The organism is Photorhabdus sp. HUG-39 (assembly GCF_963878365.1).
Lineage (GTDB): Bacteria > Pseudomonadota > Gammaproteobacteria > Enterobacterales > Enterobacteriaceae > Photorhabdus > Photorhabdus kayaii.
Genome location: NZ_CAWNWY010000013.1, coordinates 1 through 15,335 on the forward strand (window position 1 = coordinate 1; position 15,335 = coordinate 15,335).

A 15,335-nucleotide genomic window follows, 5' to 3' on the forward strand; every position below is an offset into this window, starting at 1 on the left:
AAGAAAAATGCCGTGTGCCGAAAAAAGCCCCGAGCTTGCATTGGGCCTTCATCAATCTGGGAAAACTGGCCGGCTGGTACGATTCCAAACGCACGGGTCGAGTCGGATGGGAACGACTTTGGGAAGGTTGGTTTCGGCTGCAAACCCTGATAGACGGCTATTTGCTGGCTAAATCAGTTGATTTGGAGATCTGATCAAGAGACAGCTTATATCCCCGCCCGCATTGAGTCCGCAGTTTTTTACGGGTTTTTGCCGCTAGTAAATAAGGTGCTAATACATATAAAACGTATTTTCCAAACTCAAGATAAGCTTTTTAATAATCAATACCCAATTTCTTTAAGCGTGAGATCAATGTCGTTGGGTTTATTCCCAATAATTTTGCTGCACCATCATCACCAAAAATTTTCCCTTTGCATTGTTTAACGGCAAGAGAGAAGTTTTTAATTTCCAAGTCTTTCAGTTGCTGCATGGTCAGCACGATTTCAATTTGTTGAAGTTTATTGTGAATATTCTGATGCGTAGTTTCATTTTGCTGTTGATCTTGTTCTAGCAAGTATTTAAAGGAAACAGTGCCTTGTTTCGCTATAATTAGGGCGCGTTCAATGACATTTTGCAATTCACGAATATTGCCAGGCCAGTCATATTGCAGTAATTCTAAAATATGCCTTTGTGAAAATGGGAGATAATTAATTTTACGCTTGTCACAAATCAACTTAGTAAAATGCGTAACCAAAAGTGGAATATCTTCTTTACGGTCACGTAAAGCCGGTGAATAAATCGGGAATACATTTAAACGGAAATACAGGTCTTCACGAAAGCGTTTGTGTTTAACTTCTTCTTTTAAATTGCGGTTGGTGGCGGCAATAATCCGCACATCCACATGTCGCGTTTTTTCTTCGCCGACTCGTTCAAAGGTCCCTTCCTGCAATACACGCAGCAATTTACTTTGTAGCTCGATAGGAATTTCACCAATTTCATCTAAAAACAGTGTGCCCTGATCCGCCAATTCAAAACGCCCGGCACGGTCACGCACAGCCCCAGTAAATGCACCTTTGACATGTCCGAAAAATTCACTTTCAAACAGTTCCGAGGGAATGGCGGCACAATTGACCCGAATAAGTGGTTGCTGTTTACGGTGACTGGATTGGTGAATAGCACGAGCAATCAGCTCCTTGCCTGTACCTGATTCACCATAAATCATCACATTGGCATCGGTTGAGGCAACCACCTTGATTTTTTCAATAATCTGTAAAATGGATACACTCCTGCCAATAATTTCATCATATTGATTTTCATGTAAAATTTCCTCTTGCAGATATTCATTTTGCTGTTCCAGTCGACTTTTTAAATCTTGTAGCTCTTCAAGGGCATGGGTCAATTGCCTTTCAGTATTCAGCCGATCGGTAATATCACGGAACACCACTACCGCGCCAATAATTTCACTGTCACGAATCACTGGGGTACTGGTGAATTCCACTGGAAAGCAACTACCATCACGACGCCAAAAAATTTCCTGAACCCCTTCATGCACAATACCGTCATGCACCGCTGCATAAATCGGGCACTCTTCTTCAGGATAAGGTTCGCCATTTTCATGGGTATGGTGATGAACCTTATGGATATTGTCACTCAATACATCTTCAGGTTGCAGCCCCAACATTTTAGCCCCGACAGGGTTAATAAAGGTACACAAACCTTGTTTGTTAATACTGTAAATACCGTCACCGACTGAACTCAGCAATAAATGCTTGCCTGTGTCAGAGTCAATAAACAGCTCTTGTAAGGCTTGCGATTCTTTTAAACCTGTACGAATGGCTTTATCGGTATTTTTATTGAGTTGGCGCAGTTCTAAATCTTTGACATCCACCAGCGACCATATCAGCAAGGTTTTATTTTTATAGGACAATGAAACAGAAGTAATATCCAATTGGATTTTTTCACCGTTTTTATCAAAGATATACAACTGATTGTTCCAGGCCCGACCTTTTGTCAAAGCTTCCTCGGTAAATACCACAAGGTACGGCAGTTGTCTGAAATGACCAAAAATGGAAGTCACCGTTTTTTGAATAATTTCATGACGTTCATATTGTAATAATTGGGTGGCGCTAATATTCACATCAATAAACTGGTTTTGATGTGGATCTAGCACAATTAATGCCTGTGACGTGTGTTCAAATACCAACGGGCGAATCGAGTCTTCATAAACTACCCAATCCGAGATAAAGTCAGTCGTATTCATACTATACCCGTCATCTTTCAAGTTGCCTCTTTGTTGGCTGCACTCACTCACCCCGGTCACATAGTTACCTATGCTCCCTAGGATTCACTCCCTGGCCGTCGCGATGCATCTTTAAATCCATAGGGTATATGAAATTTCATAATTTAAGCTATGAAATTTCATAATACTACGAAAAATCCTAATTCCCTAATAGTTCAATTTATCTCCATAGGAAATATTTTTATAAAAATTAAATGCTATTTTTCAATGTGATAAGAATTAACTTCCACGCCAAAATATAACTTGGCACAGCTCTCGCATTAATACAGTCAGACTAGACTACATGTTGGTTCATTCCCAAATAACATTGAACTAGGAGTTGGTTATGCCAAAGATTGATATCGAGCAATATAAAGACGGCGATTTTCTTGTTGATTATGAAGAAAAAGTGTTTGAGGACGTCAAAGCCCAACCAGGTGAAAAGGCATTGGTGATTTTCCATACTGTTGCATTTGAAGGATCAATTGGCTTGATCAATGTGTTACAGGCAAAACGTTTGTTGCGCAAAGGCTTTGAAACCAAAATTTTGCTTTACGGCCCAGGCGTGCAGTTGGGTGTACAACGCGGTTTTCCAACTTTAGGGGCGGAAGCTTTTCCGGGTCATTTAGCCGTCAACAATCAGTTGAAAGCCTTTATGGAAGAAGGTGGCGAAGTCTATGCCTGCCGTTTTGCGTTACAAGCGTTGTATGGGCAAACCGAAAAAGCGCTCATTCCAGGCATCCGTCCAATTAATCCACTGGATGTGATGGATTTAAAACTACTGATGCGTCGCGACAATGCCCTGATCATTGATACCTGGACTGTCTAAGTAAACATAAACTATGAGGGAATAAGGTTATGAACCGAATAATTAAAGCAGCCGCAGTACAATGTAGCCCAGTGCTTTACAGTCAAGCCGCAACAGTAAAAAAAATTTGTGACATTATTTTAGAGCTTGGAAAACAGGGAGTGCAATTCGCCGTCTTTCCTGAAACCGTCGTGCCTTATTACCCTTATTTCTCCTTTGTACAACCGCCATTTGCTATGGGTAAAGAACATTTAAAGCTATTAAATGAATCGGTGGTTGTACCTTCCGAAGCAACCTTAGCGATTGGTCAAGCCTGCCTTGAAGCCAACATGGTGGTATCGATTGGCATTAATGAACGTGCGGGCAGTACGATTTATAACGCGCAACTGTTATTTAATGCCGACGGTTCAATCATTCAGCATCGCCGCAAAATTACCCCAACTTACCATGAACGCATGGTATGGGGACAAGGTGATGGCAGTGGTTTACGTGCCATTAATTCTGCGGTGGGACGCATTGGTTCGCTGGCATGTTGGGAACATTACAACCCGTTGGCACGTTTTGCCTTAATGGCAGATGGCGAACAAATCCATGCTGCCATGTTTCCTGGCTCGTTGGTGGGGCAAGTCTTTGCCGATCAAATCCGCGCCACCATTCAACATCATGCTTTAGAGTCTGGCTGCTTTGTGATCAATGCCACCGCATGGCTGCATCCCGAACAGCAACAGCAGATTATGCAGGATACTGGCTGTGATATCGGCCCAATTTCAGGAGGATGTTTTGCCGCCATCGTTTCTCCCGAAGGCAAACTCCTGGCTGAACCGATCACACAAGGTGAAGGTTATTGCATCGCCGATCTGGACTTTAGCCTGATTGATAAACGTAAACGCATGATGGACTCGATTGGACATTACAGCCGACCTGAATTACTCAGCTTATTCATTGATCGTCGTCCAACACATGTATTACACGAACTGAAAGTTGAAACATCAGCTCAAAGTCATCTCGAAAAGCTCACAAAATTTAATCAAGAACATGCCGAAACCATATTGATGTAAACCCAATCGATAGGGGGTTAAAGATGTCTGCAATACAACGATTAACCAAACAACGATTAACCAATTTGCAATTATTAACCGATTTGCAATGTAATGGTCTGAAATGGGAAGGCAATTTTGGCTTATCCCGTAAAGGCGGCGCAGGGCCAAGCGATCATAAGGCACTGAGCCTTGACGGGCAGACCATGATGATTCCTGTGCTGAACCTTGCAGCACAAGATTCTCCCTACACCGCAAAGCCTGAACCGCACTCTGACAAGGTAATTGTCTTTAAAAACCGGATTCCCGTGGCGACCTTAACTGCACCAGCACGACCACGTTTTTATGATTTAAAAACCGCAGAAGGCATTGCCTATGAACAAATTGCGACCTTACATAGCCGTGATGTGTTGGCGACAACGGTATTACAGCATTGCATTCGTATGAAGGACAAAGCAACTGCCTGCCAATTTTGCTCAATTGATCAGTCTTTAAAAGAGGGTCGAACCTTGATCCGTAAACGCCCGGAACAATTGGCTGAGGTAGCGAAAGCAGCCGTTGAGCTGGATGGCGTCAAACAAATGGTGATCACCACAGGTACGCCAAATACGGGAGATCGTGGCGCCAAAATTTTATATGACTCAGTTAAAGCGATTAAGGCGCAAGTAGATTTGCCAATACAGGTACAGTGCGAACCCCCTGATGATTTTGCCTGGTTTCAACGTTTAAAAGATGCAGGAGCGGTGTCGATTGGCATGCACCTTGAGGCGGTAAGCGAGCGTGTACGGCAGAAAATGATGCCGGGCAAAGCCGAAGTATCATTGGAAAAATATTTTGCGGCATTTGAGACAGCCGTTGCGGTGTTCGGTCGAGGACAGGTCAGCACCTACATTTTGGCAGGTTTGGGCGATACCGAACTGGAAATCGTAGAGATGACCGCCAAACTGACTGAAATTGGGGTGTATCCATTTGTGGTGCCGTTTGTGCCGATTCGAGGTACACCATTAGAGCACCATCCTAAACCTGATCACACTTTTATGCAGTCGCTCTATCCGAAAATTGGACAACAACTCAAGCAACATGGTTTGAACTCGGAAAATACTCAAGCCGGCTGTGCCAAATGTGGCGCTTGCTCTTCGCTGAAAGCGTATGAATAAGGAGAATGTGATATGGAACTTTCTCACTATCCCTGGCTGCTTGAGCTAAATGCAGGGCTGAAACAATTTGTTAGCGATGACATTGCCATCAAAATTGTGTCGGAAGATTGGGAGCGTCGCCAATATTATCGTTTGCGTGAAGTGACCTTTCGCGATGAACAGAAAATCTTGCAAGAAGATCGTGACGAATACGATGTTAAAGCATTAGGCATTGTTGCCATTGAGAAAATGTTTGGTGAGCATGATCGAGTGATTGGCGCAGTACGGATTTTCCCGGATGGCGAACAGACGTGGTATGGCGGGCGTTTATGCGTAGAACCTTTATATCGACGTCGCCATATCATTGGTAAAGCGTTAATCAATACTGCGGTATCGACCGCCAAAAACTTGGGATGCCGTACTTTTTTAGCCACCGTGCAAAGTCAAAATGAACACTATTTCCAACGGTTGTGTTGGGATAGTTTACGTCAGTTGACCATTGCCAACATTCCACATGTGCTGATGCAGGCACAGATTGAAAACTATCCATTACCGCATGTCCCCATGCAAGCCTATATGCAAAAGGAGACGCGATGATGGAACTCAATCAATTACTCGAAATGTTAAAACATACACCTGCTATGCAGTCCAAGCAGGCGATTGCTCACCATGTTTCAATTAACACAACTTGCCATGTGGATTCATTGGATAGCTTATATGCCTATCCCGGAGATGACACGGCAGCAGTATCGCTAAATGGTCAATATGTATTGCACGCCTGTGAAGGCATGTTACCAAGCTTTGTTGCCAATCATCCTTATTTTGCCGGATGGTCAGCGGTCATGGCGAATATTAGTGATATTGCCGCAATGGGTGGTCGGGCATTGTCAGTGGTGAACAGTTTTTGGCATGCCAGTAGCGAACATGCCCAATTGTTAATGCAAGGCATGCAGGATGCTTGTCGTGCTTATGGTGTGCTATTGGTCGGCGGACATACCAGTATTGGGGTAGTTTATCAGCCCACTTTATCAGTTGCGATTCAAGGCATAGCACGAAAACTGCTCTCGGTGTTGCATGTCAAACCACAACAAAAAACTCTGATCGCTTTAAATCTAAAAGGGCAATTCCACCCCAATACCACTTATTGGAAATGCTTTGAGCGTGTGCCTGACCGCATTTTACAGTCACAAATTGCCTTGTTGCCGCAATTGGCGGAGGCAAATCTGGCTCATGCCGCCCGTGATATTAGCAATGCCGGCATTTTAGGCAGTTTATTGATGCTGCTCGAAGCTACGGCATTGGGGGCACACATCGACTTAGATGCTATTCCTAAACCTGAAAATGTGGGTTGGTTTAAATGGCTACAAATCTTCCCCAGTTTTGGTTTTTTACTGACTGCCGATGCAAATGAATGTGAAGAAATAATCGAGCTGTTTCACCGTCAGGGCATTGCCTGCGCGGTGATTGGTGAAACCAATGTCAGTGGAGTGGTTGCCGTGCAACAGCAACAGCGGCACGACATATTTTGGGATTTTAACCGCCAAGTATTTACCGGTTTTTGTTATGCCGATGCGTTAAAAAAGTTACAGGCTCAATCCGTACAGATTAAACCTAAAAATCAGCAGGAGTCGATGTTATGCCCAGTGTGAATTTTACTGTGAAATGGCCTAATGGGGAGCTGATTCAATATTACTCCCCCTCAACGGTGATTTATGAATATCTGTCCATTGGTCAGCGTTACCCAAGTATGCAGTTCTTGCATCAAGTTGAAAATGGTCTGCATGCCGCCTCAGAAAGAGTACTGGCACGTTATGGCTTTTTCTGTAGTTCGGCCGTGGACAATCTGGCGATAATCAAACGCCAAGCCAAATTCTTCGGGTTAAATCCAGAAGATCAAATTGAAGTTATTGAAATGAAGAATCAATGAGAGGGATATTCCATGTTAAGTATCCAAAATCAAATATTACAGCCAAATTATGATGTGGTGATTGTTGGTGGCGGTCAGGCTGGTTTATGTATCAGTCACTATTTGCAAAAAGCGGGCATTGACCATGTGGTATTGGAAAAAGAATCCGAGTTGACCCATAGCTGGCGCCATAAACGTTGGGACAATTTTACTTTGGTGACACCGAACTGGCAGTGTCTACTACCTGAACATCCTTATCAGGGGAACGATCCTGACGGCTTTATGAAAAAACCTGAAATTGTGGCATATCTTGACGAATTTATTGAAAAGATTAATCCTCCCGCCATTTTAAATATTCAGGTAAAACATGTGAAAAAAGTGGCAGCGCATGAGTTTGTCATTGAAACCAATCACGGTACAACCACAGCCAAACAGCTTGTCGTTGCAGCAGGCGGGTATCACACCCCGATTTATCCAAAACTAAGCGACTCTTTGCCTAAACATGTGAAAGTGTTGCATTCGGAAGAATATTTAAATGTAGATCAACTACCTAAAGGTGCGGTGCTGGTGGTCGGGTCAGGGCAATCCGGTGCACAGATTGCCGAAGATTTGCATCTGGCAGGCAAAAAAGTCTATTTATCGACAGGCAATGCACCACGTTGTGCTCGCTTCTATCGCGGCAAAGATGTAGTGAAATGGCTGTTTGATATGGGTTATTACGAAACGACTGTCAAACATCATCGTTATAGTGAAAAAGTACGTAACAGTACCAACCACTATGTCACAGGGCGTGACGGCGGGCGTGATATTGACCTGCGTAAATTTGCCTTAGAAGGTATGCAACTGTTTGGACATTTTGATGACTTCAAAGAGGGTCAATTCTGGTTTAAACCAAATTTATCAGAAAACCTGGACCTTGCCGATACCACTTATAATCGCATTAATGCCTCGATTGATGAATATTTAGAGAAAAACAAGATTGCAACCGACGAACCTGCATCGGTATATCAACCTGTTTGGCAGCCTGAGCAGGAAATCACACACATTGATTTAGTAAAAGAAAATATCACGTCAGTGATTTGGTGTATTGGTTTTAAACCAGATTATTCATGGATTGATTTAGATATTTTTCAAGCCAATGGTTATCCCAAACATGACCGTGGTATTACTATCGATCCTGATGTTACATTTATTGGTTTGCCGTGGTTATATACATGGGGTTCTGGACGTTTTCTGGGGATCGATCAGGATGCCGCCTATGTGGTGCAGCATATTGAGCAACAAGTAAATCAGCAAAATATACCTATACCCTATAGATTTCAAGATGTATCGCGACGGCAAGGGAGCGAGTCCCCGGGAGCATAGATAACTATGTGACCGGGGTGAGTGAGTGCAGCCAACAAAGAGGCAACTTGAAAGATGACGGGTATATGCCACCTATAATGGGTGCCCAGTTTTCTACAGTCATGAAGATGCCCCCACTATCACTGGTGATTGAGTGGTGGGAGCAAATCACACGAGCGGTATTTTCTCCTTTGGCGAGATTTTTTATTTTGGATCAAATCATATTTTTTGTTTTTCATTCATCATACGGTTTAGCCACGGCACGGTGACCGACATGATGATAGCGACAATGAAGGTAGCAATCCCAATTTTGCCAAATACGCTGGTATAAATTGGTAATGTTTGCAATGGGTCAGTAATACCTTTCGGTGCGGCGGTAAGGGCTGCGACATAGCCGCCGAGTAAGGAGGAAGTTGCTTGAGTTAAATACCACATCCCTAGAATAAAACCCATCAAGTACTGAGGAACAAGGGCCGCAATCATTGCCAGGCCCAATGCGCTGATCATCAATTCACCGATGCTTTGGAAGAAATAAACCAGAACAATAAACCAAGGGGAGGTCAAACCTTGTTCATCTGCAAACCACAAACCGGCAGCGGCGGCAGTGAGGAAACCTAAAGAGCACAGGAACATACCAACTGCAAACTTAGCTGGCATTGTGAGGTCTTTACCTTTAGCACCCCAGTGAGTATATAAGGCGGCGAGTATCGGGCTGGCAACAACGATCCAGAATGGGTTAAGCGCCTGGAAACTGACCGGATTAATGTCAAAACCAAGCAACTGATGATGAACGTTATGGATGGCAAAGAAATTGAGAGAAGTTGGCATCTGAGCATACAGAATGAAGAACACAATAGCTTGAAGCATCAAAATGAAAGCAACAAACATTTTGTTACGGCCAGCTTTATCCTGCTTTAATGCTTCACGGAAGAAGATAAATACCACGATAGCAGATAGAGTAATCAGCACAATATTGGCTATTTTCACGTTGTGCATCAGCCATGCACAGACGTAAACCATCACAACACTTCCTGCTAATACCATGGATAGGTTTTTATAGTTGATTCGTTGATGGTCAGGTTCAGAACCAATATGACGTACCGTATTGCGACAGAAAATATAGACTAACAAAGCAATAATCAGACCAATACCACAAATATTGTAGGTAACGGCATAACTAAATTTTTCCGCAATAACAGGAGCGAGAGCGAGTGAGAACAGCGAGCCGAGGTTGATTGACATGTAAAACAGCGTAAAAGCGCCATCCAGACGAGGATCTTTGGGTGGATAGCATTTAGACAGCAGGCTGGCTGGGTTAGCTTTGAACAGGCCGTTACCAACGGCAATCGTTCCCAATGCGTAGAAAATTAAATCAGGGTGTAGGATAGAAAGACCTGTCATAAAGTAGCCAATTGCCAGGACTATGGCACCCAACACAATGGTTCGTTTGGTTCCCAGTAAGTGGTCACCTACATAACCGCCAATCGAGATCAAACCATAAACTAACGCGGCAAATGCACCGAAGGTAATAAACGCTTGTTCCTGGGAAAATCCCAATTTTTGTACAAAATAGACAGCAAGAACGCCTTGTACACCGTAGTAGCCGAATCGTTCCCAAAGCTCGACGAAGAAAATCATAAAGAACGGCTTGGGTTGTTGTAATAAACCGATGGATGCGGGTTTATTCATAATTGATTGCCTCTGATTAGCATTATTGGTTGAAATACACTCGGAAATGTACAGTGACGTTCAGTGACATGATCTGTCGCTAAAGTGGTTTTTTTATGTACTTTATTCAAGTGATCGGAGGACAGTAGATTATTATATGGTTAAAATATGTTCTTGGTGGGCGATCACACTAATATAAAGATATTAGTATTGAATTTAATAGTATATTCATTAAGTGAATATCAAAAATAATCAGAAGCTTAATGGAAGTGTTGATAAAAAACGCTATTCAGGCCGTTTGGGGCCTGAATAGTGGAAGAACAATCACTGCCTGATGGAGAAGCAGTTAAACTGTGGCGGCTTCAATTTCCAACATAACTGGACGGAAATTACGCTTGAAATAGATGAGGCCGTGGCCCTGTTCGCTCACCGTGATATGTTTAATCTGAACCAGATACACGTTATGCGTTCCCACTTCTTGCACCTGTTCAATTTCACCTTCAAGGCTGGCGAGGGTGCCGGTTAACACCGGTTGGCCTAATGGCCCTGTCTGCCAGATATTCCAGCGAAAACGCTCTTCCATGCTGACTCCGGTCATACCGGCAAAGTGCCGTGCCATCAATTCTTGTTCATGGTTTAAAATATTGACACACAGGCGGCCATTTTCCTGAAAAACTGTATTCATAGCACTGCTGCGGTTAATGCATACCATCAGCGTGGGTGGCGTATCGGTGATTGAGCATACTGCGGTGGCAGTGATGCCACAGCATCCGGCATGACCATCGGTGGTGACGATATTCACCGCTGCTGATAGGCTCGCCATCGCATCTCTGAAACGCAGGCGATGTTCATTTTCTACAGACATATTGGCCTCCTGCTACCGATTATTTCAGCAGCGTATCTAACTGGTTAATATCGCTATTGTTGTGTAAATGTGGCCTACGCCAGCCATGCTGATCATAATCAGCAAGACAGCGATCAACCATATCCATCATTTTTTTCATATTGCCAGAGCCATGAGCATGGCGCAGACATTGCATCCGAATTTCATCCTGACTTCCGGCATAGTTGATTTCGTACAATTCGTGACGACCACCAAATTCACTACCAATGGCATCCCACATCAGTTTTAAAATCTTAATGCGTTCAACGTGATCGATACCGTTGGAACCCCGAACATACCGGGCGAGATATTTATCAATTTCTGGGTTATTCATATCACGTACACTGGATGGCAAATAAATTAGGCCGCTGGTAACGTTACTTTCAATAATATTTTTAATTTTCGTGTAGGCCATTGGTGCCATAACGCGATAAGTCTGTATTGCCTGAGTATCTGGCAGATAAGCGCCGCCTTTCCACGGCTTGGCTTCTGCCCACATTGCATCACTCAGTGACCAAAACAGGTTACGCCAGGCAACCACTTCACCCAGGTTAGCCTGAACACCACGGAATTCTATCACGCCAGTGCATTCCAAGCTCCTTTGTAGCAGAGCGGTAATAAAATCCAATTTCACCGCCAGCCGTACACAAGCCTGTAATGGGAACAAACTAGTGAAACCCGCTTGGATGGCCCAGTTGCGTGCACGGTCAAAGTCGCGGTAAATCAGGACATTTTCCCAAGGGATAAGGACCTTATCCATCACCAGAATTGCATCGTTTTCATCGAAACGGCTGGATAAGGGATAATCGAATGGGGAACCTGTTGCGCCTGCTACCAATTCATAGGAGCCGCGGGAGATCAATTTCACGCCTTCCGCGTCCATTGGCGCGACAAACATCAGGGCGAAATCAGGGTTATCCCCCATTACTTGCGCGGAGCCAAAACCGATAAAGTTATAGTGAGTCAGGGCTGAATTAGTTGCTACCACTTTTGCGCCGCTGACGATAATACCGGCATCAGTTTCTTTTTCTAGCTTAATATAGACATCACGTGTCTGATCGGCGGGTTTATGGCGATCGATTGGTGGATTGACAATGGCATGGTTAAAGTAAACGCCTGTTTCCTGAATACGTTTGTACCAGGTACGGGCGTTATCAGCAAACTGACCATAATATTCAGGAAATGCGCCGAGTACGTTACCGAAGGCCGCTTTATAGTCAGGCGAACGGCCCATCCAGCCATAGGTTTGACGTGACCATTCAGCGATAGCATCACGTTGTTGGCGCAGCTCATCCGCACTGCTAGCAAAGCGGAAGAATTTGTGAGTGTACCCGCCGTTGCCGGTATCGGTATTCCAGCACAAGGTATCATGGGTTTCAGGGGCATGCAGGGCATCGTACAACTGACCGATTGAAGCAGCAGAATTGCGGAATGCGGGATGTGTAGTGACATCTTTTACGCGTTCGCCATAAATGTAAATTTCGCGGCCATCTTGAAGGCTTTTCAGGTACTCTTCACTGGTGAAAGGACGTTTTTTGTCGGCGCGAAAATCTTCTGGTTTCATGTCTACCTCACAGTCGTCATAAAAAGCGCCTGTCTTGATATAAGATAATCAATATTGGCACATAGATGTTAATTTAATGTTTGTTTTGTGTTTCTTAATTGAAGCTTTAGAACGGCATTTCTTGAATAGATTTTCGGAAGGTTGACTGGTACTTTTCGTTGGAAAGGATGCTTTATTACTTAAAGTGTGATCCACACGGTATTTTTATGATTGTTATTTCAAGGTCTGTTTTTTTGTCGGCTGCACTCACTCACCCCGGTCACATAGTTATCTATGCTCCCGGGGATTCGCTCCCTTGTCGTCGCAATGCATCTTGAAATCCATAGGGTATAGAGTCAATTGAAAATATGGGGCATCTTTCATTTTCTGGTTTCTGTTCCATGTATCCAAATATTAGTAAATTCAGCTCAATCTATACTTGTTTTAAATGTTATTTCCCTCCGGCCAGATCAATAAAATTTCCTGTTACATATGAAGCTTCATCCGACAGCAACCAGGCGATAGCCTGTGCAACTTCTTTCGGTTGTCCACCGCGTTTCATTGGTAAGGAATTTTTCACCCGATCAACTCGATTTGGTTCGCCGCCATCAGCGTGCATATCGGTATAGATGAATCCAGGACGAACGGCATTGACCCGAATTCCCTGATCTGCCACTTCCAGAGACAGGCCAATAGTCAAAGTATCGATCGCCCCTTTTGATGCGGCATAATCTATATATTCGTGCGGTGATCCCAGTCGAGATGCTGCGGATGAAACATTGACAATTGATCCACCGTGACCACCATGCCGGAAGGACATTCTTTTAACTGCTTCCCGTGCACAGAGAAAACTGCCTATGACATTGGTGGCAAAAATATCATGCAAGCGATGAGCGGTTAATTGTTCAATTGATGCTTGTGATTTAAGAATCCCGGCATTGTTGACTAAACCTGTGATGCATCCGAGTTCGGCATCAATTCTTTGGAAGAGTTCTACAACTTGTTTTTCATCAGCGACATCGACCTGAATGGCGATAGCTTTACCGCCGATATTATGGATGATTTCTATGACTTCCTGATCTTGATTGGAGTGGTAGCCAATGCAAATGTGGTGTCCTTTCTCTGCCAAATAAAAAGCCGTTGCGCGACCAATGCCGCGTGATCCGCCCGTAATTAATGTAATTTTTTGCACAGTATTCTCATTTAAAGTTTTATACCCGTCATCTTTCAAGTTGCCTCTTTGTTGGCTGCACTCACTCACCCCGGTCACATAGTTATCTATGCTCCCGGGGATTCGCTCCCTTGTCGTCGCAATGCATCTTGAAATCCATAGGGTATATATTAAGAAATTAAATATCAAATGAACCAGTATTAGTAAAGAAAAACTGGATAAAAAGCAAATTCTTGCATATGGCATGGGAATATTTCCAATGTCTTTATTATTTATATAATTTTTTAGTTAAGAATAAAATAATCTAATTGCTATGTTATGGGTATTGTGGGAGTATATTTATAAAGATAGAAATTGACTTTTTATAATAATGAAAGTCATGAGAAAGCAACATTATATATTTTTGTTTTTATTGACGATAAAATGAATTTGTTTGTAATTAATGTTTTTAATGTTTTTAATGTTTTTAATGTTTTTAATGTTTTTAATGTTTTTAATGTTTTTAATGTTTTTAATGTTTTTAATGTTTGGTTAATAAATGACGCCTTTGAAGTATAACATATAATTAATCACCTTCAAAAGCGTTTTTTATTTGAATATTTTATGGATTCAAGGTTGATTTATTTATCCTTTTCATGGTGTTTATTCATATAATTTTGCATTATTTTAGATGACTCATTCAGATGTTCTAATACGGCGGAAATAGTNAATAACGTTTGATAATGATTTAGAATTTGCGATTCATTGAATTATCGTAAAAAATTAGAAATAAATATCCGCTTTGTGGATCTTTATGCTCTCAGGGAAAGATGGGAAAATAAGGATATAATGGACTAATCAGACAATAATTTCCAAAAGGAGCAGACTTCAATAAAGTCTCTAACTGAGAGATAAATTTGTCGTAAACCGATGGAATAATTTCCTACTGAAAGATTCGGAATGGCAAATATACCAATGAATTATTTAAATGAGTATAAATTTATTTACAGGGTCATTGCATCGGTTATCATTGAATGACGCCTTTGAAGTATAACATATAATTAATCACCTTCAAAAGCGTTTTTTATTTGAATATTTTATGGATTCAAGGTTGATTTATTTATCCTTTTCATGGTGTTTATTCATATAATTTTGCATTATTTTAGATGACTCATTCAGATGTTCTAATACGGCGGAAATAGTTTCCCATAACTGTGGATTAGCTGTGCCATAATAATGAGTTCTAAAACATCCTTTTATATTGTTAGCACCAAGGATAAGATTATTAATATTTTTTAATAACATTAGTGGTGCAATATTAAGATAATTTCCTTGCAGCTCATTGAATATTCTTTGAAATGATTCATAATCATTCTTATCAACAGCTTTTTTCATCTTATCTATGTACAGCCATTTTTCTCTCATGTCCATTATATTTAACCTCTTTATTTACTGTCACATTAAAAATTACTATGATTAGTCATCTTTTTTATCCAAATATTCTTGTGCTAATTTGGATACATGATTTAGAAAATCTAACGCCGTGGTGTCCCATAATTCAGGAACAAATTCATCGTAATTAAAGCTATGAAAGTCTTTTTCT

Annotated in this window: 14 protein-coding genes and 1 pseudogene; 9 read left to right on the forward strand and 6 right to left on the reverse strand. The window is 42.2% G+C overall.

Annotation, left to right across the window (positions count from 1 at the left end; all coding sequences use genetic code 11):
• Positions 1-194 (forward strand): annotated as a pseudogene (locus AAC155_RS10405) (IS4 family transposase); the annotation flags it as partial.
• Positions 195-313: 119 nt separating this feature from the next.
• On the opposite strand, the gene AAC155_RS10410 reads toward AAC155_RS10405, so the two are convergent.
• Positions 314-2,299, reverse strand: coding sequence for a sigma 54-interacting transcriptional regulator (locus AAC155_RS10410; protein WP_229015730.1), 1,986 nt, complete (start codon positions 2,297-2,299; stop codon positions 314-316).
• A gap of 304 nt (positions 2,300-2,603) precedes the next feature.
• On the opposite strand from AAC155_RS10410, the gene AAC155_RS10415 reads away from it, so the two are divergent.
• Genes AAC155_RS10415 through AAC155_RS10450 form a run of 8 tightly spaced genes read left to right on the forward strand, consistent with a single transcriptional unit; the run spans position 2,604 to position 8,757 of the window.
• Entirely contained in the window at positions 2,604-3,086 is a 483-nt protein-coding gene (locus AAC155_RS10415; protein WP_113042072.1) for an MSMEG_0572/Sll0783 family nitrogen starvation response protein, read from the forward strand.
• Between the two features lie 29 nt (positions 3,087-3,115).
• On the forward strand, positions 3,116-4,123 hold the full coding sequence (locus AAC155_RS10420; protein WP_113042073.1) for a Nit6803 family nitrilase: 1,008 nt from the start codon (positions 3,116-3,118) through the stop codon (positions 4,121-4,123).
• A gap of 23 nt (positions 4,124-4,146) precedes the next feature.
• On the forward strand, positions 4,147-5,259 hold the full coding sequence (locus AAC155_RS10425) for an MSMEG_0568 family radical SAM protein (RefSeq protein ID WP_113042074.1): 1,113 nt from the start codon (positions 4,147-4,149) through the stop codon (positions 5,257-5,259).
• A gap of 12 nt (positions 5,260-5,271) precedes the next feature.
• The gene (locus tag AAC155_RS10430) at positions 5,272-5,835 is read left to right on the forward strand and encodes an MSMEG_0567/Sll0786 family nitrogen starvation N-acetyltransferase (protein ID WP_113042075.1); all 564 of its coding nucleotides are present in this window, start codon (positions 5,272-5,274) and stop codon (positions 5,833-5,835) included.
• Positions 5,832-6,887 (forward strand): sll0787 family AIR synthase-like protein, encoded by a 1,056-nt coding sequence (locus tag AAC155_RS10435; RefSeq protein ID WP_113042076.1) that lies wholly within the window; start codon positions 5,832-5,834, stop codon positions 6,885-6,887. Before AAC155_RS10430 ends, AAC155_RS10435 begins: the two co-directional genes overlap by 4 nt.
• Positions 6,875-7,165, forward strand: a complete 291-nt coding sequence (locus AAC155_RS10440) for an MSMEG_0570 family nitrogen starvation response protein (RefSeq protein ID WP_113042077.1) — start codon at positions 6,875-6,877, stop codon at positions 7,163-7,165. Before AAC155_RS10435 ends, AAC155_RS10440 begins: the two co-directional genes overlap by 13 nt.
• 12 nt (positions 7,166-7,177) lie before the next feature.
• Positions 7,178-8,509: an MSMEG_0569 family flavin-dependent oxidoreductase gene (locus AAC155_RS10445; protein ID WP_113042078.1), complete on the forward strand. Its 1,332-nt coding sequence runs from the start codon at positions 7,178-7,180 to the stop codon at positions 8,507-8,509.
• Between the two features lie 8 nt (positions 8,510-8,517).
• The gene (locus AAC155_RS10450) at positions 8,518-8,757 is read left to right on the forward strand and encodes a hypothetical protein (RefSeq protein ID WP_146748084.1); all 240 of its coding nucleotides are present in this window, start codon (positions 8,518-8,520) and stop codon (positions 8,755-8,757) included.
• On the opposite strand, the gene dtpB is transcribed toward AAC155_RS10450, so the two are convergent.
• The 5 genes from dtpB to AAC155_RS10475 all read right to left on the reverse strand — a co-directional run bounded on the left by dtpB (position 8,708) and on the right by AAC155_RS10475 (position 15,163).
• A complete protein-coding gene (gene dtpB, locus AAC155_RS10455) occupies positions 8,708-10,177 on the reverse strand; it encodes a dipeptide/tripeptide permease DtpB (RefSeq protein ID WP_113042079.1) in 1,470 nt (489 codons plus the stop codon). The two genes, AAC155_RS10450 and dtpB, sit on opposite strands and share 50 nt — an antisense overlap.
• Positions 10,178-10,502: 325 nt before the next feature.
• Positions 10,503-11,021 carry a 4-hydroxyphenylacetate 3-monooxygenase, reductase component gene (hpaC, locus tag AAC155_RS10460; RefSeq protein ID WP_112876798.1) on the reverse strand — a complete coding sequence of 173 codons (519 nt, stop codon included), beginning with the start codon at positions 11,019-11,021 and terminating at the stop codon, positions 10,503-10,505.
• A 19-nt stretch (positions 11,022-11,040) separates the two neighbouring features.
• Positions 11,041-12,603 carry a 4-hydroxyphenylacetate 3-monooxygenase, oxygenase component gene (gene hpaB, locus AAC155_RS10465; RefSeq protein WP_113042080.1) on the reverse strand — a complete coding sequence of 521 codons (1,563 nt, stop codon included), beginning with the start codon at positions 12,601-12,603 and terminating at the stop codon, positions 11,041-11,043.
• A 430-nt stretch (positions 12,604-13,033) separates the two neighbouring features.
• Positions 13,034-13,774: an SDR family oxidoreductase gene (locus tag AAC155_RS10470; RefSeq protein ID WP_113042148.1), complete on the reverse strand. Its 741-nt coding sequence runs from the start codon at positions 13,772-13,774 to the stop codon at positions 13,034-13,036.
• Between the two features lie 1,074 nt (positions 13,775-14,848).
• Positions 14,849-15,163: a hypothetical protein gene (locus AAC155_RS10475; RefSeq protein ID WP_113042082.1), complete on the reverse strand. Its 315-nt coding sequence runs from the start codon at positions 15,161-15,163 to the stop codon at positions 14,849-14,851.
• Positions 15,164-15,335 lie beyond the last annotated feature (172 nt).

Coding starts and splice junctions, on each gene's coding strand:
- AAC155_RS10415 (WP_113042072.1), top strand. CDS start 2,604: ATGCCAAAGATTGATATCGAGCAATATAAAGACGGCGATTTTCTTGTT.
- AAC155_RS10420 (WP_113042073.1), top strand. CDS start 3,116: ATGAACCGAATAATTAAAGCAGCCGCAGTACAATGTAGCCCAGTGCTT.
- AAC155_RS10425 (WP_113042074.1), top strand. CDS start 4,147: ATGTCTGCAATACAACGATTAACCAAACAACGATTAACCAATTTGCAA.
- AAC155_RS10430 (WP_113042075.1), top strand. CDS start 5,272: ATGGAACTTTCTCACTATCCCTGGCTGCTTGAGCTAAATGCAGGGCTG.
- AAC155_RS10435 (WP_113042076.1), top strand. CDS start 5,832: ATGATGGAACTCAATCAATTACTCGAAATGTTAAAACATACACCTGCT.
- AAC155_RS10440 (WP_113042077.1), top strand. CDS start 6,875: ATGCCCAGTGTGAATTTTACTGTGAAATGGCCTAATGGGGAGCTGATT.
- AAC155_RS10445 (WP_113042078.1), top strand. CDS start 7,178: ATGTTAAGTATCCAAAATCAAATATTACAGCCAAATTATGATGTGGTG.
- dtpB (WP_113042079.1), bottom strand. CDS start 10,177: ATGAATAAACCCGCATCCATCGGTTTATTACAACAACCCAAGCCGTTC.
- hpaC (WP_112876798.1), bottom strand. CDS start 11,021: ATGTCTGTAGAAAATGAACATCGCCTGCGTTTCAGAGATGCGATGGCG.
- hpaB (WP_113042080.1), bottom strand. CDS start 12,603: ATGAAACCAGAAGATTTTCGCGCCGACAAAAAACGTCCTTTCACCAGT.
- AAC155_RS10475 (WP_113042082.1), bottom strand. CDS start 15,163: ATGGACATGAGAGAAAAATGGCTGTACATAGATAAGATGAAAAAAGCT.